The 21,313-nt window shown below is 75.3% G+C and carries 12 protein-coding genes; 5 read left to right on the forward strand and 7 right to left on the reverse strand.

The window, feature by feature from the left end:
• Positions 1–499: 499 nt before the first annotated feature.
• The 5 genes from GXW83_RS21805 to GXW83_RS21825 form a co-directional block, all read right to left on the reverse strand.
• Complete coding sequence (locus GXW83_RS21805; protein WP_182444694.1) at positions 500–2,527, reverse strand: protease pro-enzyme activation domain-containing protein; 2,028 nt, start codon at positions 2,525–2,527, stop codon at positions 500–502.
• Positions 2,528–2,701: 174 nt separating this feature from the next.
• Positions 2,702–2,998: a hypothetical protein gene (locus tag GXW83_RS21810; RefSeq protein WP_182444695.1), complete on the reverse strand. Its 297-nt coding sequence runs from the start codon at positions 2,996–2,998 to the stop codon at positions 2,702–2,704.
• 76 nt (positions 2,999–3,074) lie between these two features.
• Positions 3,075–4,163 (reverse strand): glycosyl hydrolase family 18 protein, encoded by a 1,089-nt coding sequence (locus GXW83_RS21815; RefSeq protein WP_182444696.1) that lies wholly within the window; start codon positions 4,161–4,163, stop codon positions 3,075–3,077.
• A gap of 99 nt (positions 4,164–4,262) precedes the next feature.
• Complete coding sequence (locus GXW83_RS21820) at positions 4,263–5,087, reverse strand: GntR family transcriptional regulator (RefSeq protein ID WP_182444697.1); 825 nt, start codon at positions 5,085–5,087, stop codon at positions 4,263–4,265.
• 125 nt (positions 5,088–5,212) lie between these two features.
• The gene (locus tag GXW83_RS21825) at positions 5,213–6,301 is read right to left on the reverse strand and encodes an alkene reductase (RefSeq protein WP_182444698.1); all 1,089 of its coding nucleotides are present in this window, start codon (positions 6,299–6,301) and stop codon (positions 5,213–5,215) included.
• Positions 6,302–6,430: 129 nt separating this feature from the next.
• Here GXW83_RS21825 and GXW83_RS21830 point away from each other — a divergent pair, with 129 nt between their 5' ends.
• From GXW83_RS21830 to GXW83_RS21845, 4 genes are all read left to right on the forward strand, one after another.
• Positions 6,431–6,850, forward strand: a complete 420-nt coding sequence (locus GXW83_RS21830; protein WP_182444699.1) for a MerR family transcriptional regulator — start codon at positions 6,431–6,433, stop codon at positions 6,848–6,850.
• 318 nt (positions 6,851–7,168) lie between these two features.
• Positions 7,169–7,822, forward strand: coding sequence for a sigma-70 family RNA polymerase sigma factor (locus tag GXW83_RS21835; RefSeq protein WP_304940970.1), 654 nt, complete (start codon positions 7,169–7,171; stop codon positions 7,820–7,822).
• A gap of 2,011 nt (positions 7,823–9,833) precedes the next feature.
• On the forward strand, positions 9,834–10,844 hold the full coding sequence (locus tag GXW83_RS21840; RefSeq protein WP_182444700.1) for a hypothetical protein: 1,011 nt from the start codon (positions 9,834–9,836) through the stop codon (positions 10,842–10,844).
• A gap of 52 nt (positions 10,845–10,896) precedes the next feature.
• Positions 10,897–12,000, forward strand: a complete 1,104-nt coding sequence (locus GXW83_RS21845) for a hypothetical protein (protein WP_182444701.1) — start codon at positions 10,897–10,899, stop codon at positions 11,998–12,000.
• 19 nt (positions 12,001–12,019) lie between these two features.
• Here GXW83_RS21845 and GXW83_RS21850 read toward each other — a convergent pair whose 3' ends face one another.
• Positions 12,020–15,532 (reverse strand): right-handed parallel beta-helix repeat-containing protein, encoded by a 3,513-nt coding sequence (locus tag GXW83_RS21850; protein ID WP_182444702.1) that lies wholly within the window; start codon positions 15,530–15,532, stop codon positions 12,020–12,022.
• A gap of 231 nt (positions 15,533–15,763) precedes the next feature.
• Positions 15,764–19,753, reverse strand: a complete 3,990-nt coding sequence (gene eccCa, locus GXW83_RS21855) for a type VII secretion protein EccCa (protein ID WP_225447164.1) — start codon at positions 19,751–19,753, stop codon at positions 15,764–15,766.
• Between the two features lie 157 nt (positions 19,754–19,910).
• On the opposite strand from eccCa, the gene eccD reads away from it, so the two are divergent.
• A complete protein-coding gene (eccD, locus tag GXW83_RS21860; RefSeq protein WP_182444703.1) occupies positions 19,911–21,302 on the forward strand; it encodes a type VII secretion integral membrane protein EccD in 1,392 nt (463 codons plus the stop codon).
• The last annotated feature ends 11 nt before the right edge of the window (positions 21,303–21,313 follow it).

Genomic DNA, 21,313 nt, shown 5'->3' on the forward strand with positions numbered 1-21,313 from the left:
CGCGGCCCCTGAGCTTGCGGGACCTCTTCGGCGGTTGTCGGTGCGGGTGCAAGGAAAAGCCCTCCCATGAGGGTGCGGCGAGGTGCGCGGGGGCCCTGCCGGGCTCCGCGTGCCGTGCCGCCTGGGTGGTTGGGGAATGGTCGAACGAGCGGTCCGGGCCCGGACCCCGTGGGCCGATCCGACGCGGGCGCCACCCCTGCGGGTGGCCCCCACCTGGTGGGCGCCGATCGGTGGCATGAACGTAACCGAGGGACTGCTGGGGCTCAAGTGACTCCTGAGAGGGACTCACTTCCATGACAGCCCGGCCTCGGTGAGGGCTCTGCCCCGGGATCGTCGCCCGGCCGCAGGTCCCCTCCCCCACTGCTTGCGCCCGCGCCCGCCCCCGCTCGCCGACGTCTGCGGCCAGGCACCCGCGTGAGCGTGTCGGCGGCGGCCGTGACACGCGCCGGGGCCCGGCGGAGGACGTCCTCCGCCGGGCCCCGGTCCTTGGTGGCTGCTGTTACCAGCGGCCGTACCAGCTCTTGAAGGAGTCCAGGTACGCCGTCGTCGGCGTGCCCACGCCGGTCGCGTCGTCGTAGCCGTGGACCGCGTTCAGGCTGGTGTCCTGGCCGAAGGCGACCAGGCGCACCCGCAGCGAGCCGCTGACCAGGCCGAAGTCGGCGACCGCGCTGAGCGGGGTGGTGGTGTGCTCGGCCTGCCGGTCCACCACGTCGGTGAACAGGCCGGACCGGGCGTAGATCTCCGGGTTGGCGAAGCCGATCGGGTGGCCCTGCGCCTGGATGGCGTCGGCCTGGACGGCCGCGAACGACGGCGAGGAGACGCTGGTGCCGCCGTACCCCGCCTCGCTGTACGGGCTGCCGTCGGAGATGCCGACCAGCACCGAGGTGTACAGGTCGCCGTTCATGGCCACGTCCGGGGTCACCCGCTGCGCGGTGGCGCTGTGGGCGCCGGTCATCAGCGTGTGCGACAGCGCGCTGGGGACGACGCCGGCCTGGTACCAGGGCTGGGCGAAGTCCTGGCTGGTGCCGCCGCCACCGCCGAAGTAGAAGGCGCCGGGGAACGGCGTCCAGCTGGTGCCGTCGGGCGAGAGCGCCGAGCGCAGCGTGCCCATGTCGGTCTCGAAGCCGTACACGCCGGACTTGGTCGCCAGCCCGAGCGCGGTGCCGCCGACCGAGGTCACCCACGGCGACGAGTCCGGCCAGTCGGCCTGCGCGTAGGCGGTGTCCGACTGGCAGTTGGTGCCGGTCGCGGCGGCGAACGGCGAGGAGTCGCCGCAGTCGCCGGCCGAGAAGTTGATGCCGATGCCCTCGATCGCGGCCTGCTCGAAGACCTGGGTGAAGGCGGCGATCTCGGTGCTGGTGATGTCCTGGTCGTCCGTGGTGTGCATGATCTCACCCCACGAGTTGGAGATGACATCCGCGAGGTGGTTGTCGACCACGTCGGATATCGCGCCCAACAGGTCGGTGTCGGTGCAGGAGTTCGCACCCACGTAGACGACGTTGGCGTCCGGGGCGAGCCCGTGCACCATCTCGACGTCCAGCGCCTCCTCCGGGGCCCAGCCGGCCGGGCCGCCGCAGGCGTCCTGGTTGTTCCAGGCGGACTGGTCGACGACCTCGGAGTACTGCCCGGCCTTGAACGGCTTGTCGCCGTGGTTGACCGCGTACTGGTCGGCGTCGGCCAGCATGGTCGAGGAGGCGTAGGCGTCCACGATGGCGACGGTGGCGCCCTTGCCGGTCAGGTGCGAGGCGTTGATGCCGTACGCCTTGCGCTCCTGCGCCGGGTCGAGCGAGCACTGGTCGAAGGCGGTCGTCTTGGTGTAGCCCGCGGGCGCACCGGTGGCGGTCCGCTGGCCCCAGTAGTTCGAGCAGGTCGCCACGGTGGGCAGCCCGCCGCCGCTCCTGCTGCCGGTGCCGGCGGCCGAGGCGTTGGTGCGCACGTAGTCCGGCTTGACGGCCGGGGTGGTGCTGCTCAGGCCCAGCACGCCGAGGACGGCGGAGGAGACCCCGGCCGGGACGACGACGTCGGAGGCGGGAGCGTGGACCAGCTTGCCGCCGACCCGGTACTGGTCGATCCGGGTGCCGAAGGCCCGGGTGATCGCCGCGGTGCTGCCGGAGACGGTGATCTCGTGCTCCGTGGCGCCGGTGACCCGCAGCCCGGCGCCGGTGAGCCACTGCCGTACGGCCGTGATCTGCGCCGGGGAGGCCAGGTACTCGGCCTTGGCCTGGGCGGCCGTCAGGAACTTGCCGTAGAGGGGGTTGGCCCGGCCGTCGATGGTCGGCTCGGACACCTCGGTGGCGTACTGCTGCAGAGAGGCGGAGTTGCGGCCCGCGAGGTAGACCGTGGCCGTGGTCTGCGTGGCGGCGGGGACAACCCCGGCGTCGGCAGTGGCGGTGGCCCAGTCGGGATGGCTGCCTGCCAGCACCTTGGCCTGGGGTGCGGGTGTGTCGGCCTGGGAGGTCCCGGCGAGGGCCAGCGAGGCCCCGACCAAGGCGAACGAGGCGAACGCGACGGTGGCCGTCCGCGTCAACCGTCCGCGTGAGGACTGGTTCTGGTGAATGACGACTCCAGGAGTGAAGGTCTGTCAGAACGTGCTCGGGCGCACGCATGGAACACACATGCGGAATGCTCCCGTGATATGTACAGGGCGATTCACATCATGCGCAAGGGATCGCCACAATCCCCGGCCCGCGCAGCACGGCCGTCAACCGCGCCCCGGCGCCGCTGTCCCGGCCCGGCCGGTGCCGCGGCAGTGCGCGCACCGGCCGTTCCCGCCGCCGTACGCATTGCCGCAGCTCGCCCGGGAGTTGACGGTCAGGCCGGTGAGCCAGTCGGCCGACTCCGGTTGCAGCGCCACGGTGTGCCGGGCGCCGGTGGCGGGGTCGATCACGGCCAGCACCACGGCCGGCGCGACGCCCTCCCCGTCGGTGGCGCGGGAGCCGACCAGCAGCTCCCGCAGGGCGGTGGCCAGCGCCGCGGCCGGGGTGGGGGTCTCGCTCAAGGTGGTGCCCTTCACTCCGTGGTGCCCTTCACTCCGTGGTGGACGGCCGGCTGCGTGCGGCGGGTGGCGGCGGCGGTCAGCCGGTGAACCAGGGGTTCCCGCCGCCCAGCGACCAGACGGAGACCTTGGTGACTCCGAGCGCGGTCAGCACGGCGAGCTTGTCGTCCAGCGCGGTGCTGTCGACGTAGTCGTAGAGGGTGCCGCCGCTGACCCAGCGGATCTCGCCGGACGAGGGGTCGCGGCGGGCGGCGAGGGTCGCGGGGGCGGTCGAGAAGCCGGGGCTCTGCCGCATGGCGCTGTACTGGATGTTGCCGGTGATGTCGTCCAGGTCGCAGGGGTCGGGCGCGCTGATGCCGTACGAGGGCAGCCCGATGACCAGCCGGGACGGGTCGGGCACCTGGCTCTGCGCGTACTGCGTCACCTGCTTGAGCCAGGCCAGCGGGGTGATCGGCAGGCACCGGTCGCCGGGGGCGGTGTCGTACTCCTCGTCGTAGGCCATGATCTCCAGCTCGTCCACGCCCTCGGCGCTGACCGCGGCGTAGTCGTAGAAGGAGGCGGGGCCGGTCATGGCCGGGGCGTCGACCAGGAGCTTCTTGCCCTGGGCGTGCAGCGCGGCGGCGAGCTGGCCGAGGAACGTCCGGTAGTTGCCGAAGTCGGCGGCGCTCCAGGACCAGTAGTCCTCCAGGTCGACGTCGACGCCGCTGAGCCCGTTGGCGGTGACCAGCGAGGTGAGCTGGGAGACGGCGGCGCTGCGGTTGGCGCTGCTGCTCACCAGGGCGTGGACGTCGGCGGTGGTCATGCCCGAGACGGTCGGGTACTGGTAGGCGGAGTGCGCCTTGATGTCGGCGACGTCTCCGGCGCTGTAGGTGTTGCACAGGCCGCCTGCGACGGTCTCCAGGCTTACCTTGCCCTTGCCGGTGACGGTCCAGTACTCGGGCTTGAGCGCGCCGTTCCTGACCCGGTTGTCGGCGTACTCGGTTGGGGCGCTGCACTGGGAGTCCCCGGGCGAGCCGGGGTAGAGCCAGGTCTCCAGCTCGACCCCGGCGGTGGCCGTGGCGGGGCGGGTCCGGGGTGTGGTGGCGGCCGGGGCGTTGGCCGCGGCGGCGCCGAGGGCGGCGACGGCGCAGACCACGGCGACCGCCGTGGACAGGGGGCGACGGGGCATGGGGCATCCCTTCGGAAGGGCGTGCGGGATCGCCGCGCGGGCCGGGGTGACCGGCGCGGCAGGGGGCTGGGCGGTACGGCGGGTGCGCGGCTGCCGGGGTCAGGACACGTCGGTCCAGTAGGGGTCCGAGACCAGGGTGTCCGCGCCGGGCACGGTCGAGGCGGCGGACCAGGAGCCGCCGAGGACGCGGCCGGTGTCCGCGCGGGCGGCCAGGGAGAGCTGGGTGAGGATGCGGTAGCGGTCGCCGCGGTAGACGGAGCGGGTGAACTCGACGACGCGGCCGTCCGCGTCGCGGGTGGTGCGCTCGAGCAGCAGCGCGGGGGCGTGCAGCGGGACGCCGAGCAGTTCGGCCTCGGCCTCGTCCACCACGGTCGGTTCGATGATCTGCGCGGCGTCGGCGAGCAGGATGCCGTAGCCGCGTCCGAGGAGTTGGTAGAAGGAGTCGTTCTCCAGGTCGCGTGCGGTCAGTCCGGGGACGAGGGCGCGGGGGACGTGCAGGGTCTCCACCGCCATCGGGTCGCCGTCGACGTACCGCAGCCGGGTGATCCGCAGGACCTCCTCGGCGGGCGACACCTGCAGCCGCCGGCCGATCCTGGGACCGGCCGGGAGGCTGCGGAAGTCCACCGTGCTGCTGGTCCAGTCGCCGTCCACGCCGGTCGGGGCGAGGGCCGGGCCGCCGCCCTGGGTGAGCTGCTGCGCGACCTTGGCCCTGGCGACGAACACACCGCGGCCGTGCTCGCGCACCAGCAGTCCGTCGCGCACCAGGTCGTCCACCACCGAGCGCAGGGTCGGGCGGGAGACCTGGAGCTCCTCGCACAGCTGGCGCTCCCCGGGGATCGGCGCCCCGACCCGGGTCTCCTCCACCAGGTCCAGCAGATGCGCGCGGATCCGTTCGCGCTTCTGCCAGCGGCCCTCGCTGACCATATGCTTACCAATCCTCCCGGCGCACGGCTGTCGTCAGCGCAACATTACCCCTCCCTTCCTGGTAGATGAGCGGTTCGGCGTTGATCCGATGATGGCCCACGGCAGACCAACTGGTCAATAAGTGGTCAGTAATTCTTGGCCGCACCGGTGTGCTGGTAGGCGGGGTAGGTCAGGTAGCCGGCGTCGCCGCCCTGGTAGTACGTGGCCTCGTCCACCGGGGCGAGCGGCAGACTGGTGCGCAGCCGCTCGACCAGGTCGGGGTTGGCGATGAAGGACCGGCCGAAGCTGATCAGCTCCGCGCCCAGCCCCAGCCACCGGTCGGCCTCGGCCCGGCCGGTCTGCTTGGGCCCCATCGGCAGCACCGGGTTCATCACCAGCGTGCCCGGCCAGGCCCGGCGCAGGCCGAGCAGCAACTCCTCCTCGCTGGTGGCCTCCAGGTGGACGTAGGCGAGGTCCAGCCGGGCCAGCTCGGTCAGCAGCGCCCGGTACAGCTCGGCCACCTCGGTCTCCTGGACGCCCCAGAAGGTGCCGCCGGGCGAGAGCCGGATGCCGGTGCGCTCGGCCCCGATCGCCTCGGCGGTGGCCGCCACGGCCTCCACCGCGAAGCGGATCCGGTGGGCGATCGGACCGCCGTAGCCGTCCGTGCGCAGATTGGCATTGCTGGAGAGGAACTGCGAGATCAAGTAGCCGTTGGCGCCGTGGAGTTCGACGCCGTCGAAGCCCGCGTCCACAGCCCGGCGGGCGGCCCGGGCGTAGGACAGCGCCTGCTCGGGGACCTCGGCGGCGGCCAGGGCGCGCGGCACCGGCGCGGGCCGGGGCCCGCCGGGGGTGAACACCTCGCCCACGGCGGCGACCGCCGAGGGGCCGACCGGCTGCAGCCCGGTGGCGTCCGGGTGGGAGACGCGTCCGCTGTGCATGATCTGGGCGAAGATCCGGCCCCCGTTGGCGTGGACGGCCTCGGTGACCTGCCGCCAGGAGGCCGTCTGCCCCTCGGTGTGCAGGCCGGGCGTGCCCGGGTTGGACTGCCCGAGCAGGCTGGGCTGCACGCCCTCGGTCACGATCAGCCCGGCGGTGGCCCGCTGCGCGTAGTAGGTCGCCATGGACGGCGTCGCCAGGCCCCCGGCGGCGGCCCGCACCCTGGTCATGGGGGCCATCACCAGGCGGTTGGGGAGGGTCATCCCGCCGAGCCGGTAGCGGGTGAAGAGAGTGGTCACGTCGGGCTCCTTCGTCGGTCGTGCGCACCTTTCCGGGCGCACTCGCTACGCTAGAACCTGACATAGACGTCAGATGCAAGCTGTGCCGGGACGACCGAGGGAGCAGGACCGCCATGAAGCAGGACCGCCGTGCGCATCGGTGAACTCGCGGCGCGGGCCGGGGTGAGCGTCCGCTCCCTGCGCTACTACGAGGAGCAGGGGCTGCTCACCAGCGTCCGCGCGACGAGCGGGCAGCGCCACTACACCGACGAGGAAGTGGAGCGGGTGGCCTTCATCCAGCGGCTCTACGCCGCCGGGCTGTCCAGCCGCACCATCGCCGAACTGCTGCCCTGCGTGGACTCCCCCAGCCAGGAGAACTCCGACGCCGCGCTGGAGCGGATGGCGCAGGAGCGCGACCGCCTCTCCGCGCACATAGCGGACCTGGCGCGCACCCGGGACGCCCTGGACGCCCTGATGGCCACGGCCCGAGCGCACCGCGAGCAGTTCCGCGCCGAGCAGCTCCGCACAGGGCAGCACCGCGCCGGGCACCGGGCCGCCGTCGCGGGCTGACCGCCGCCGGCTGCGGCTGCACCTGGGGACACGGCCGCCGGGAGCCGGGCGTTCAACGGCGCGGCCGGGGTTCCGGCACCGCCGCCACACCGGCCGTCCGCCCGTTCACCGCCCGCAGTTTGACCGTTGGTCGCGTTCACTCACCCATTCGGCGGCGGTCGCTCAACCGCGCGCCGCCGCGTTCACGCCGTTCGCCGCCGGCGGTGGACCAGGCCGTACCGGCCGGAGCCGGAGCTTCCTACGGTTCCGGAACAGCCGCACCGCAGCAGCTCACGCCGTTGCCGCGGCCCCGGACGCAGCTACCAGGACGGTGACATCGTGAGCCAGGCCCTGGCCGAAAGGCCGCTCATTGCGAACTCCCCGCTGTCACCCGCGCGGGCCCTCGGCCAGCCGGTCCAGCGGATCCAGCCCGGCCTGCGGGTCGTGGACCGCCCGCGCCGGGAGGCCGCCCCGCGCCCCACGGGCCGGGTGGACGACGCCGCCATGCGCGCCCTCTACCGGGACCACCGCACGCCCCTGCTCAACTTCGTCATGTCGCTGGTCCACGACCGGCAGCGGGCGGAGGACGTGGTGCAGGAGACCTTCCTGCGGCTGTGGCGCCACCCCGAGGCCCTGATCGACCAGGAGCGGTCCATCCGGCCGTGGCTGTTCACCGTGGCCCGGCGGATCGTCATCGACGCCAAGCGCGCCCAGTCCGTGCGCCCGGTGGAGACCGACGACTCGGACCTGGCCTACCGGGGCTGCGACGACGACGCCATCGACCGGGTGACCACCCGGACCGCGTTCGTCGAGGCGCTCAACTCGCTGAGCGCCTGCCACCGGGCGGTGCTGGTGGAGCTGTACTACCTGGGCTGCTCGGTCGCCGAGACCGCGGACCGGCTGGGAATCCCCCAGGGGACGGTCAAGTCGCGCAGCCACTACGCCCTGCGGCAGCTGCGCGAGAGCCTGCTGCGGCGCGGCGTCCTCGCCTAGACCCCGGCCCGGGTGAACCCCCGGGGCACGGCAGGCGTGGTACCGGGTGGGACGGGCGCGGTCCCGGAGCGGATCGCGGACGGGACGAGCAGACGACGAGTAGACGAGCAGACGAGAGTGGCGGGGAGCGTCCGATGAACGCAGTGGTCTCACCCTCCGGAGACTTCACCCCGCGTCCGACCGCCGGGGAGCCTGTGGCGTCCAATGTGCGATGGCTGACGCAGCGACAGGAGCAGACGCCGGTGACCGAGGCGGAGGACGGCTGGTCGGCCTGGCGCATACCGGCCGGCATCTGGCTGACGCCCGGCCCCGGCGAGCCCGGGCGGGCGGCGGCGGTCGCCCGGCTCCGGCCCGAGGCGCGGCGTCCCGCCCTGGTCGTGGAGGCCCCCGGGCCGAGCCGGGAGGTGGTGCGGGCGGTGGAGTCCGCGCTCGACCTGCTGCCCCCGGCCGCCCCGCACACGGTACGGCTGGTGCTGCCGCTGGTGGGCGCCGCCCTCGGCCAGGACCTCGCCGACCGGCTCGGGCTTGACCTGATCGCCCCCAACGGCCACCTGCTGCCCGCCGCCGACGGCCTGCTGGCCGTCACCGGCTTCCACCCCGAACGGCCCGAGGCGTTCTGGCAGTGGCAGCACTACCGTCCCGGCCGCCCCGCCGAGCCCTGCGGCGCGCTGCACCCCTCGCCCGCGTGGGAGGCCGCGCTGCTCGGACAGGCGGTCGCCCCGGGCCGGGTGCCACGGGTACCGGAGATCCTGCTGAAGCGGGTCGCCGCCGGCGTGGTCCTGCACCGCGCGGGCGAGTCCACCACGACCCTGCTGCGCTCGGCCGCCTCCCTGCCGCCCGACCCCGACCGGCTCACCGTGCTGGCCCGCGCCCACGGCCGCGATCCGGCCATGCTGGCCGCGCTGGCCGCCCTGGCGGACGCCATCGCCCTGCTCGGAACCCGCTGCGGGGTACGGCTGTTGTGGTCGCACGCGGCGGCGGCCCTGCAGGGCGACCTGCAGCGGCTCTGCGACCGGCGCGGGCTGCAGATCATCGCCCCGGACGGCGACATCCAGCCCTGCGACGTCACCGCCCTGCGCTCAACGCGAGCCGACGGCGACGGCACCTGGGTGCTGTTCACCCCCGCCGCGGCCCCCCAGAGCCTCGGCCCGGTCCTCGACGCCCCCGGCACAGCCCAACCCCCACGGACCCGCCGGAGCCGACGTCCACCCCCGACCCGACGCCCCCGGCGCCGACCATGCAGGTGGTACGCGGCTCCACCGGGGACCTGCCTCCGGCCGGACCGGCACTCCCACTGCCGGTCACGGCCCGATCGGCTGCTCCAACCATCTTCCCCAGCGCATCATTTGACACTTCATCATTTACGGTCGCCCCCAGGGGGTCAGCCCCCGGAGCAGCCCCGCTCGAGACACCCACGACCGTCCCCTCCGCGCCCACGGCGTCAGCGCCCGCAGCTCCCACGAGCTCAACCCCCCTGGCTCCTAAGGCCGCTGGTTCCGCGCCAACGGGTTTGGAACCCGGGGCTTCCTCGCCCGCCGCTCCCGCGCCTGCGGAGTCACTCACCGGAGCTCCCGCGGCGGCGAGGTCCGTGCCCGGCGCCTCCGCGCCCGAGCCCTCGGTAGCTGCGGGTTCAACACCCACGCAGCCAGTTCCGCCGTGGGTCACTGCGGCGCAGCCCACTCCCCCGTGGGCCACTGCGAAGCAGACTGCTCCGGCACGGCCCGTCCACGCCCCGACCGCCCCGGTAGCGGCCAACCCGGCGCAGCCGGACCAGGCGCTGTCCGCCCCGACGCAGCCCGGGCCGGGACAGGCCGGTCACGCGCGACCCGCTGCCAGGCAGCCCGACAACGCGTCGGCCATCCCGGCGCAGCCCGCGCCGCCCCACCACGGCCCCGCGCAGCCCACCCCGACGCATCCCGCCGCGCACGGGTCCGCCCCCGCGCAGCAGCCGAACCACGCGTCGGCCATCCCGGCCCAGCCCGAGCCAGGACAAGCCGGTCCGGCGCAGCCCGTGCTGCCGCAACCCGCCCTGCCGCAGCCCGCCGCAGGGCAACCCGAGGCGGGGCGGGCCGGTGAGGGGCAGCCCGACGTGCCGGTCGTTCCGGCTGAGGCGGCCTCGGGACCGTCCACGCCAGTGCCCCCGGCCGAGCCGGTGCGGGTGCGGGTGGGGGTGGGGCGGGACCATGCGAGTACGGGTGAGGAGCGGCGGCGGTACCGCGAGCAGGCGGGGGCGCAGCACGAGCGTCATGTGGTGGCGGTGGCGCGGGCGCTGGCGCAGCGGCCCGCGCTGCGCGGGGGCGCGGTCCGGCCCTCCCGCGAGGCGGAGGACGTGACCGCCGCCGACCTCGCCGCCCTGCGGGCGTACCTGTGCGGCGAGCCGTCCGACCTGGACCAGCGGCTGCGTACGGCCGATCCGTCCGACGCGCTGGCGCACACCGCCTGTGCGCTGTCGGGGCTGCGGGTGCTGCCCGCCTGCCGGGGCGCGGTGTTCCGGGCCGCCCGGCTGGCCCCGGCGCTGCTGGAGCGCTACCGGCCGGGCCTGGTGCTGCTGGAGCCGGGCTTCACCGCCGCGACGACGTCCGCGCCCGATCCCACCGCCGAGCCCGACGCCGTCGTCTACGTGCTGTGGTCGCAGACCGCCCGGCGGACCGGCTGGCTGGACGCCACCGGCTCCGACGCGGAGGTGGTGTTCCCGGCCGGGACGGAGTTCCTCACCCTGGCGGTCGAGCCGGCCCCGGCGGGCTGGTCGGACGGCCCCTGCACGCTGGTCCACCTGCGGGAGCACCGGCGTCCGGGCGCGGCCGGGCCGGACGTCGTGCCACTCGACGAGGCGGACCGGACGCTGTTGGCCCGGCTGCGGGCAGCCGTCGCCGCCCGGGTGGCGGAGCGTGCGGCGGGGGTCGCGGAGGCCGAGCGGGACGCCGACGGCTCGCCCGCCGCGCCCGTCCCGGCGCGGTCGCTGCCCCGGCACGGGTTCGCGCTGGGCCTGGACGACCGGGGCCTGCCCTTCCTGCGGGCCTGAAGGATGCTGTGCGCACACCAACCCCTCGCCCCCGCGCGGACGGAGACCCGACATGACCGCCGACACGACCACCGACCTGACCGCCCCGGAACTGCGCGACGCGAGCTGCCACCGGCTGCTGCTGGCCCTGGCCGGGCGGCTGCCCGACCGGGAGCTGCGGCACGCCCGGGGCCTGCTGGCCGACGGCGAGACCGCCGGTGCGGCCGCGCTGGTCCTGGACGGGCTGGCCGAACACGGCACCGCCGTCACCCGGGAGGAGCTGGGCGCCGCGCTGCGGCTGGCCCCGGGCCCGGACGAGCGGGAACCGGAGTCGGAGTCGGACGAGCGCGGGCCGGACGCCGGGGCCGACGCCGCCGAGCGGTTCCTGCTGGTGGCCGAACCGCCGGACCTGGCCTGCGTCTTCGCCGCGACCGGCCCCGGCGCGGTCCGAGGCCCGGACGCGGTGGACGATGCGCTGGTGCTGGCCGTGGAGGCGAGCGCGGGCGGGGTCGCCGGGGTGTGGCGGTGCTGGCGGCTGCCGGTCTTCGCGGACGAGCGGGAGCGGCGGGTCTATGTCGTCCAGACGGACGATCCGGCGTCCGCCCCGGCGCTGGCGGGCGCGCTCTACGACGCGCTGGAGGCGGTCGGCGAGGAGCAGGCGGGGGTGGAGGTGGTCGGGCTGGACCAGGAGGTGTCCGGCTACCAGCGGCAGGCCCTGGATGCGGCGCTGCTGCTGTGGGCGAGCGGCGCCACCGGCGAGCCGCCGTTCCAGCTGGCGCGCGTCTACGACCTGGTCGATCCGGTGCTCGGGCCGGGCTTCACGGTGGACCACCCGGTGCTCGACGACGCCGAGGAGCGGGCCCGGGTGCTGGACTACCTGGCCTCGGGGGTGCCCGTGCTGAGCACCACCGCGCGGACGCCGGACCCGCTGGACCGGGAGGCGGGGGACGCCGTGCCGTCCAGCTTCCTCACCGACGGCGAGTGGATCTGGACCGAGGCGGTGGGCTACTTCCTGGAGCGGCACGGCCTGGCCCCCGATCCGGGTCTGCTGGCGCACATCCGCTACGCGGACTACGCCGTACCGGAGTTGGACCAGGAGACGGCGTCCCGGGCGGCCGAGTACCTGCTGCGCCCGCAGCCGGACGCGGCCCCGGTCTGGACCGCGCCCGGCCGCTGAGGCCGGTCCCGGCGGCGGTTCAGGTCGCCGCCGGGACGTCTTCGGGGAGCAGCAGCCGCAGCTGCTCCAGGGTGGCGGCCAGTCCGGCCAGCCGACCCGCTTGGCGGGTGGTCATGGCGTCCAGGACCTGCCGGGCGTAGCGGGCGTTGCCGAAGCTGCGGTCCCGGGGGACGGCCTCGAAGTGCCGCCGCAGCAGGGCGAGGGCGGGCTCGGCGATCTCGTAGCCGGAGTCGGCGGCGCTGCGGAGCAGGATGGTGACCAGTTCCTGCGGCGCGTAGTCCTCGAACTCGATCCGGCGGGAGAAGCGGGAGGCCAGGCCGGAGTTGGCGGCCACGAAGGCGTCCATCTCCTCGGCGTAGCCGGCGGCGATCACCACCACCTCGTCGCGGTGGTCCTCCATCAGCTTCACCAGGGTGTCGATGGCCTCACGGCCGAAGTCGGCGCCCGAGCCGCCGCGCGGGGCCAGGGTGTACGCCTCGTCGATGAACAGCACGCCGCCCCGGGCGCGGTCGAAGGCGTCGCGGGTGCGCTGGGCGGTCTGGCCGACGAACTCGCCGACCAGGTCGGCGCGGGCCACCTCGACCAGCTGGCCGCGTGCCAGCACGCCCAGCGCGGTGAGCAGTTGGCCGTACAGCCGGGCCACGGTGGTCTTGCCGGTGCCGGGGCCGCCGGAGAACACCAGGTGCCGGGAGAGCGAGGGGACGGGCAGCCCGGCCTGTTCGCGCTGGCGGGCCACGGCGATCACGTTGACCAGGTCGGAGACCTCGCGTTTGACCTCGGCCAGGCCGACCATGGCGGCGAGCCGGTCGCGCAGTTCCTGGACGCCGCCCTGGTCGGCGCCGCGCGCGGCCGCGCCGACGGCGGAGGCCGGACCGGGGCCGAGATCCTCGGGCAGCAGCCGGACCAGGTCGGCGTCGCCGGCGGCGGGCAGGGCGCCGAGTCGGCGCGCCTGGCGGCCCACCATGTCCTCGAAGACCTGCCGCGCGGTGCGGCCGTTGCCGAAGTGCTCGTTGCGCGGGATGCGGTCGAAGTGCGCGGCCAGGGCCGCCCGGGTGCTGTCCTGAAGGACGTAGTGGTGCCGACCGCACTCGCGCTCGACGATGGTGACCAGCTCGGCGGTGGTGTAGCCGTCGAACTCGACGGTCCGGGTGAAGCGCGAGGTCAGGCCCGGGTTGGCGGCGAGGAAGCCGCGCATCTCGTGGGAGTAGCCGGCGGCGATGACGACCACGTCGTCGCGGTGGTCCTCCATCAGCTTCACCAGGGTGTCCACCGCCTCCCGACCGAAGTCGGGGCCCGAGCCGTCCTTGCCGGAGAGGGTGTACGCCTCGTCCACGAACAGCACCCCGCCGCGCGCGGAGTCGAAGACCTCGGTGGTCTTCAGCGCGGTGCCGCCGACGACCTGCGCGACCAGGTCGGCGCGGGAGACCTCGACCACGTGGCCGAGCCGCAGCACGCCGAGGGCGCGCAGGATCTGCCCGTAGAGCCGGGCGATGGTGGTCTTGCCGGTGCCGGGCGGCCCGGCGAAGACCAGGTGGCGGCTCATCGGCGGGGCGGGCAGCCCGGCCGCGGCCCGGCGCTGGGCCAGCAGGTTCAGGCTGACCAGGCCGGACACCTCCTGCTTCACCCCGGCCAGGCCGACCAGGCTGTCCAGTTCGGCGAGCAGCTCGGGCAGGGTGGGCGGGGCCGGTTCCGGCGGCTCCTCGGCCGGGCCGGGGTCGGCGCTGTCGCCGGGCCGGGCAGGGGCGCGCTGCGTGGCGGGCGGGCCGTCGGACGCGGCCGGGCCGGGCTGCTGGGCCCGGCCGGGCGCACCGGCCGCCGGTCCCCGCGCCGGGCCGATCGCGGCGCCCGGGCCGTTCGCGGTGCCCGGGCGGCCGGGCGGTCCGGACGGCCCGGCGGAGCCCGAGGAGCCCGGCGAGCCGGTGATGCCGGGGATGCCCGGGGTGTCCGGGCGGCCGTTGCCGTCGCTGGTCAGCGCCTCCACGGTGAGCCGGCCCCCGTCGGCGTGGCGGCGCAGCCCGGCGCCGGAGTTGCCGCGGCTGGTGCAGCCGCGCAGGGTCACCGGCTCGCCGGTGTGGACGGCGATGCCGTCGCCTCCGTTGGACTCGGTGACGCAGTCGACGAGCGCGGCCCGGGCGGCGTCGCCGAGGTGGACGCCGTCGCCGCCGCAGCCGTGCACCCGGGTGCGGGTGAGGGTGACGTCGCCGCCCTCCTCGACCGCGATGCCGTGCAGGGCGGCCCCGGACACCTCGCAGTCGCGGAAGACGCCCAGGCCGCCCGCGGCGACCAGGACGCCCGCGTCGGAGCCGCCGAGCATCCGGGAGTGCTGGACCATGGGGTTGCCGCCGTCGGAGGTGGCGACGGCGGCGAAGCGGGTGCCGGTGATCTCGCACTCCTCGATCCGGCCGCGCCCCTGCTCCAGCACGATCACGCCGTGGCCCTGGCAGCCGTCGACGGTCATCCGCAGCAGCAGCGGGTTGGCGCCGCCGCGGATGCCCACGCCGTGGCCGCGCACGTCGCGGATGCGCAGCCCCTCGAAGGCTCCCCCGGCGTTCTCCCCGCAGACGACGGCCACCTCGGCGCAGTCGCTGATCTCGCCGTCCAGGAACACCGGGGCGGCGTCGGCGACCCACACCGCAGGGGCCTGGGCCTCGCTGATGGCGCAGCCCTCGAAGCGCCCCCGGGCCTGGGCGGTGACGGTGACGGCGTGGCCGCGGGTGCGGCGGACGGTGCAGCGGCGCAGGACGGGGTCGGCGCGGTCGCTCAGGGCCACGCCGTGGCCCGCGACGTCCTCGACGGTGCAGTCCTCCAGGACCGGCCGGGCGCCGGAGGTGATGTGCACGGCGGTGTCGTCCACGTCGTGGACCAGGCAGGAGCGGACGGTGGTGGTGCTCTCCTCCTCGAAGGCCAGCGCCGGGCCGCCGGTGCGGGAGATGTCGCAGGACTCGACGGTGCCCCGGGCGCGGTCGGCGGCGCAGACCGCGTTGCCCGCGACCCGGCGGATCCGGCAGTCGCGGACGACCGGGTCGGCGGCGGCGGAGATGACCACCGCCGAGGCCCCGATGTCCTCCAGGGTGCAGCCGTCCAGCAGGGCCTGGCCGCCCAGGGCGACCACGCCGGCCCCACCGGGGTTGGTGATGTGGCACGCGTTCAGCACCACCACGGCCTCGGCCCGGGCCAGCAGCGCCGCCCAGGCGTCGGCGGCCAGCCGGCACTGCTCCAGGGTGAGCCTGCCGCGGACCCCGTCGACGGCCGGGGCCTGCCCGTCCGAGCCGGCCAGGGTGAGGCCGCAGACGGTGGCCGCCTCGGCGGCCATCACCAGCACGCTGCCGGTGGGGGCCTCGACCAGCACCTCGCCGCCGTCCGGCCCCGGTTCGGCGCGCAGCGTGACCGGGACGGTCAGCGTCAGCGCTTCGCGGTAGCGGCCGGGGGCGACGCTGATGACCGCGCCCTCGCGGGCCACGGCCAGGGCCGCGCCGATGGTGCGGTGGGCGTCCGGCCCGGTCGGCGCGACGGTGAGCAGTTGCCGGCTCACCGCCGCCGCCCCGGTCCGCCGTCGGCCTGCGGCCGGGGCGCGGGGGCGCGCCCGGTCCGGTCCTCGGGGTTGTCGCGTACGGCCACGGGCGGCCACCTCCCGGCTGCGGCGGTTGGACGGTCAGGTCTGGTGAGCGGTCAGGTCTCGTACAGCGGGGCCGTGTCACGGTCCGCACCTCCTGGCACGGACGCCGGGGCGTCCCGGTTCACCGGGTCGCCGCCGTCCGGCCGGTCAGCCCTCCCCGACCAGGGCGGTCTGGATCAGCGCGGCGCCGCGACGGGTGACCAGCTGGGCGCGGCCCGGGGGCAGCCGCCGGGGCATGGTGGAGCCCAGGAACGGGCCCTCCTCGCGCGGGGTGGACAGCATCAGCCCGGGGGTGCCGAGGTCCCACAGCCGCCGCAGCACCGGATCGCCCATGGAGCGCCCGGCCCCGGCGCTGGCCCGGGCCACGACCAGGTGCAGGCCGATCTCGTTGCCCTGCGCGAGCAGGTCCATCAGCGGCGCCAGCGGCGTGTCCATCGGCGAGGAGAGCAGGTCGTAGTCGTCCACCAGGACGTACAGGGCCGGGCCGACCCACCAGTCCCGCAGCCGCAGCCGTCCGGGGGCGACGTCCGCGCCGGGCACCCGCTCGCGCAGGATCGACACGGCCTCCTTGACGTTGCCGGCCAGCGCGCCGCTGGACACCGAGTAGCCGAGCTGGTGCTCGGCCGGGACGACGTCGTACAGGTCGCGGCGGGTGTCGGCGAGCAGCACCCGGGCCTGGTCCGGGGTGTAGCGCCCGGCGACGGCGCGGGCGACCAACCGCAGCAGGTTGGTCTTGCCCATCTCGGTGTCGCCGAAGACCATCAGGTGCGGTTGCAGTTCGAAGTCGTGCCAGACGGTGGCCAGGGCGGCCTCGTCCAGGCCCAGCGGCACCCTCAGGTCGCCGCCGGGCGGCGGGAGTTCGGCGACCTGCAGCACCTGCGGCAGCAGCCGGACGGCGGGCGCGCCCGGGCCGGGCCACGCCTGCCCGACCTCCTCGACCAGCTCCCGGGTGGCCTCGGGCAGTCCCGCCGCGGAGGGCTTGCCGTCGATCCGGGGCAGCGCGGTCAGGAAGTGCATGGCGTCCTTGGTCAGCCCGCGCCCGGGCTGCTCCGGGACGCCCGCCGCCAGCCGGGGGCTGACCTCGGAGTCGATGTGGTCGGGCAGCCGCAGCTCGAACTTGGTGGCCAGCTGGTCCCGCAGCCAGGGGCGGATCTCGCTCCAGCGGACGCCGGTGACCACCAGGTGGATGCCGTAGGTCAGGCCGCGCGCGGCCAGCTCCTGGATGGCGGTCTCCAGCGACTCGAAGTCGGCGTGCAGCGTGAACCAGCCGTCGATGACCAGGAACACGTCGCCGTACGGGTCGTCGGCGAAGCCGCCCTGGCGGCGCAGTTTGCGGTAGGCGGCCATGGACTCGACTTCGTGCACCCGGAAGGTCTCCTCGCGCTGCTTGAGCAGCCCGACCATCTCGGCCACGGTCCGGGTCACCTTCTCCGGTTCGAGGCGGCCGGTGACGCTGCCCAGGTGCGGCAGGCCGCGCAGCGTGGAGAGCGTGCCGCCGCCGAAGTCCAGGCAGTAGAACTGCACTTCGCGCGGGGTGTGCAGGAGCGCCAGGGACAGCAGCAGGCTGCGCACCAGGGTGCTCTTGCCGGACTGGGCGCCGCCGGCGATGCCCACGTGCCCTGCGCCGCCGGAGAGCTCCGCCACCAGCAGGTCGCGGCGCTGGTCGCCGGGGCGGTCCACCACGCCCACCGGCACCCGCAGTTCGCCCCGGTGCGGCGAGCCCAGGGCCTGCAGCCCGAGCACCGGGTCCTCGTCCAGCGGCGGCAGGATCTCGTCCAGCAGCGGCGGATCGGACAGCGGCGGCAGCCACACCTGGTGCGCGGGCGGGCCCTGGTCCCGGAGCCGGTCGATCAGCACCTGCATGACGCTCTCGCCGCCCTCCTCCGCCGGGGTCTGCGTGGCGGCCTCGGCGGCGGCCGTCTCGGCGGCTTCGGCGGCCTGTTCCTCGGCCCCGGTCGGCCGCGGCTCCAGGAAGCGCGCGGTGTACGGCACGATCTGCTGCTGGATCACCGCCTTCTGCAGTACCGGCCGGTCGCGGCCGGACGGCCCACTGACGTAGGCGGCCTTGAACCGGACCAGGCTGGAGGTGCCGGTCTTCAGGTAGCCGTTGCCGGGCGCGGACGGCAGCTCGTACGCGTCGGTGACGCCGAGCACGCTGCGGCTCTCCGCCGCCGAGAAGGTGCGCAGGCCGATCCGGTACGACAGGTGCGACTCCAGCACGTGCATCCGGCCCTCGTCCACGCGCTGCGAGGCCAGCAGCAGATGGATGCCCAGGCTGCGCCCGAGCCGGCCGATCATCACGAAGAGGTCGATGAACTCCCGCTTGGTGGTGAGCAGTTCGCTGAACTCGTCGACCACCAGGTAGAGCGTCGGCAGCGGGTCCAGTGGAGCGCCGCTCGCCCGGGCCTTCTCGTAGTCGTGGATGGAGCTGTGGTTGCCCGCGCGCCGCAGCAGCTCCTGGCGGCGGTTCATCTCGCTGGTGATGGCGTCGTGCATGCGGTCCACCAGCGGCAGTTCGTCCGCCAGGTTGGTGATCACGGCCGAGGTGTGCGGCAGGTCGTCCAGGCCGAGGAAGGTCGCGCCGCCCTTGAAGTCCACCAGGACGAAGTTCAGCACCTCGGACGAGTGCGTGACGGCCAGCGCCAGTACCAGGGTGCGCAGCAGTTCGCTCTTGCCGGAGCCGGTGGCGCCAATCAGCATGCCGTGCGGGCCCATGCCGCCGCGCGCCGCCTCCTTGATGTCCAGCTCGACCGGGGTGCCGTCGTCGGCGACGCCGATCGGCACCCGCAGCTGGTCCCAGGTGGAGCGGGCGCGCCAGCTGACCGCCGGGTCCAGGGTGCGGGCGTCGCCGAGGCCCAGCAGCGCGGTCAGGTCGATGTCGGTGGCCAGCGGCTGGGCGGTCTCGGCGGACCTGCCGAGCCGGAACGGGGCGATCACCTCGGCCAGGGCGGCGCTGCGGGCCGGGCTGAGCACGCCGGGCACGCAGATCTCCTCGAAGGTGTCCTTGCCGGCCCGGTCGGCGCCGACCACCTCCACCCGCTCGGGCGCGGTCCGCAGCCGCAGCGAGGTCCGGGCCGCCTTCCACGGCAGGCCACCGCCGACGTCCAGCAGCACCGCGTTGCGGTAGCCGGCGGTCGCGGCCTGGGATCCCTCGGTGAGCCGGGCGCCGTCGAGGACGATCACCACGTACGGTTCGCCGGGGTTGGGCGGCTGCCGGGGGTCGAACCGGGGCCGGTCGCGGAACTGGTCGCCGCCGAGCAGGTTCTCCAGCTCGATGTAGCTGCTGCTGACCAGCCGGACCTGGCCGGACGCGTCGCGCTCGGAGGGGTGCTGGGCGTGCGGGAGCCACTTGACCCACTCCCAGTCCTGCTCGCGGTCGGGCGAGACGCAGACGGCGATCCGCAGGTCCTCCGGGGCGTGGAAGGTGGCGAGTTCGGCGACCATCGCCCGGACCATGCCCCGGGAGACCTCCTCGTCGCCCTGGAACAACACCCGGCCGAAGGCCCGCAGGTACACCGGGATCGGCAGCCCCGGCACCGTGCCGTAGGCGCTGATGAAGCGGCGCAGCGCGCTGGCGCACAGCGGCTCCAGGTCCTCCACCGGCTTGGTCTGCGGCGGCTTCAGCTGGACCGACAGCCGCTGCGGGCCGGTGCCGATGCGCACCTCGGCGAAGTCCGGGTGGTTGCTGCGGCGCTCCCACAGCCGGCGGCTCAGCGCCAGCGACCACAGCGACTCCGGGTCGGGGTGGATCCAGGCCGTCGCCTCGCGCTGCTCGTCGGTCATCGCCCGCACCTTGCGGCGGACCTGGCCCAGGTAGCGCATGTAGTCGCGGCGCTCGGCGCGCAGCTTGCCCTTGCGGTCGCCGCCGGAGCGCCCGAGGCTGCCGGCCATCATGCCGACGCTGGACATCGCCATCATCCCGGCCGAGAGGTAGCTGAGCGTGTGGTTGCTGCCGGGCTGCGCGAAGAACAGCATCGACGCCCCCGAGCCGGCGGCCATCGGCAGCATCATCAGCGTGCTGCCCAGGCCGCCCCGCCCGGACTCCGGCAGCGCCGGGGGCTCCTGCAGCACCAGTTCGCCGCGCGGCAGGGGCGGGACCTTGCGCCGCGGTGGCCGTTCGAAGACCACAGTGGTCACGGCTGCCTCCTTCGTCCATCGTTCCGGGACTGGCGCGACCGGCTCCCGGCCCGCAAGGGGAAGCACGTCCGAACCCGCGGCCGGGTTCGAGCGTGTCCCCAGAGGCGAGCCCCTCCCCGGCCGCGGCAGCCGCCGCCCGTCCGCCCAGCAGCCCGAGGTGACCGAGAAGATGCCGAACGACCTGTGCCGACTGATCCTGGTGGCGGCCGACCGGACGCTGGACGTGGCGGTCCCGGCCGACGTGCCGATCTGCTATCTGCTGCCGACGCTGCTGCGGCACGCCGGGGCCGGGCTCCCGGACGAGGGCGCGGTCCACGACGGCTGGGTGCTGCAACGGCTCGGCGAGGATCCGCTGGAGGAGGACGCCACCGCCGCCGAGGCGGGGCTGCGCGACGGCGACCGGCTGTACCTGCGGCCGCGCCAGGAGCGGCTGCCCGCCGTCGACTTCGACGACCTGGTGGCCGGGATCGCCGACGGCATCCGGGACCGCCCCGACCGCTGGACGCCGCAGCTGACCCGGTGGATGTTCCTGGGCCTGCTGGGCGCGGCACTGCTGGCCGGGCTCGGCCTGCTGCTGCTCCCCGGCGCCCGGCCGCCGCGCTGCACAGCGGCGGCCGCCACCGCGCTGTTCCTGCTGGTCAGCGCCGCCCTGTCGGACCGGCTGGCGCGCGACCGGGCCGGTGCGGCGGTGCTGGGCTGCGCCGCACTGCCCTGTGCGGCGCTGTCCGGGCTGCTGCTGCGGGCACCGGGCCACGGGCACGGGGCGGGCGGCCGGGAGCTGCTGGCCGGGTGCGCGGCGGTGCTGGTCGCGGCCGTCCTGGCCGGGCTGGGCGTCGGCGGCAGCCGGCGGCTGTTCGCCGCGGCCGGCCTGGCGGCCGCGTTCACCGGGGTCGGCGCGCTGGTCACCGGCGTGGCCGGCGGCAGCGCGGCCGGGGGCGCGGCCTGCACCGCCGTCCTGGCGCTGGCGCTGAACCCGCTGGTGCCGACCGTCTCGTTCCGGCTGGCCGGGATGCGGGTGCCGCCGCTGCCGGTCGGCGTGGAGGAACTGCTGCGCAACACCGAGCCGTTGAAGGCGGACGAGCTGCGGGCGGGCGCCCGCGCGACCGACCTGTGGATGACCGCGCTCACCGTCGGCATCGGCGGCGCCTGCGCCGGGGCGCTGACCGTGCTGGCCCGCGCCGACGGCTGGGGCCCGGGGCTGGCCGTGGGCGGCTTCTGCGCGGTGCTGCTGCTGCGCTGCCGACTGCTGCCCAGCGCCTGGCAGCGGCTGGCGCTGCTGGCCCCGGCCGGGTGCGGGCTGGTGGTGCTGGCCGTGCACCTGGGGCAGCGGGCGGCGTCCGCGCCGGAGCGGCTGGGCGTGGGGCTGGCGGCGGTGGCCGTGGTGGCGCTGGCGCTGCTGGCGGCGTCCAGGACCCTGGCGGACCGCCGGCTGCTGCCCTACTGGGGCCGGGCCGCGGAGATCGCCGAGACCGCCGTGGGCGTGGCCCTGGTGCCGCTGGCCGTGCTGCTGCTGGGTGTCTTCGGCTGGGCCCGCGGGCTCGGCGGCTGACCGGCGCACCG

It is taken from the genome of Streptacidiphilus sp. PB12-B1b (assembly GCF_014084125.1).
Taxonomy (GTDB): Bacteria; Actinomycetota; Actinomycetes; order Streptomycetales; family Streptomycetaceae; genus Streptacidiphilus.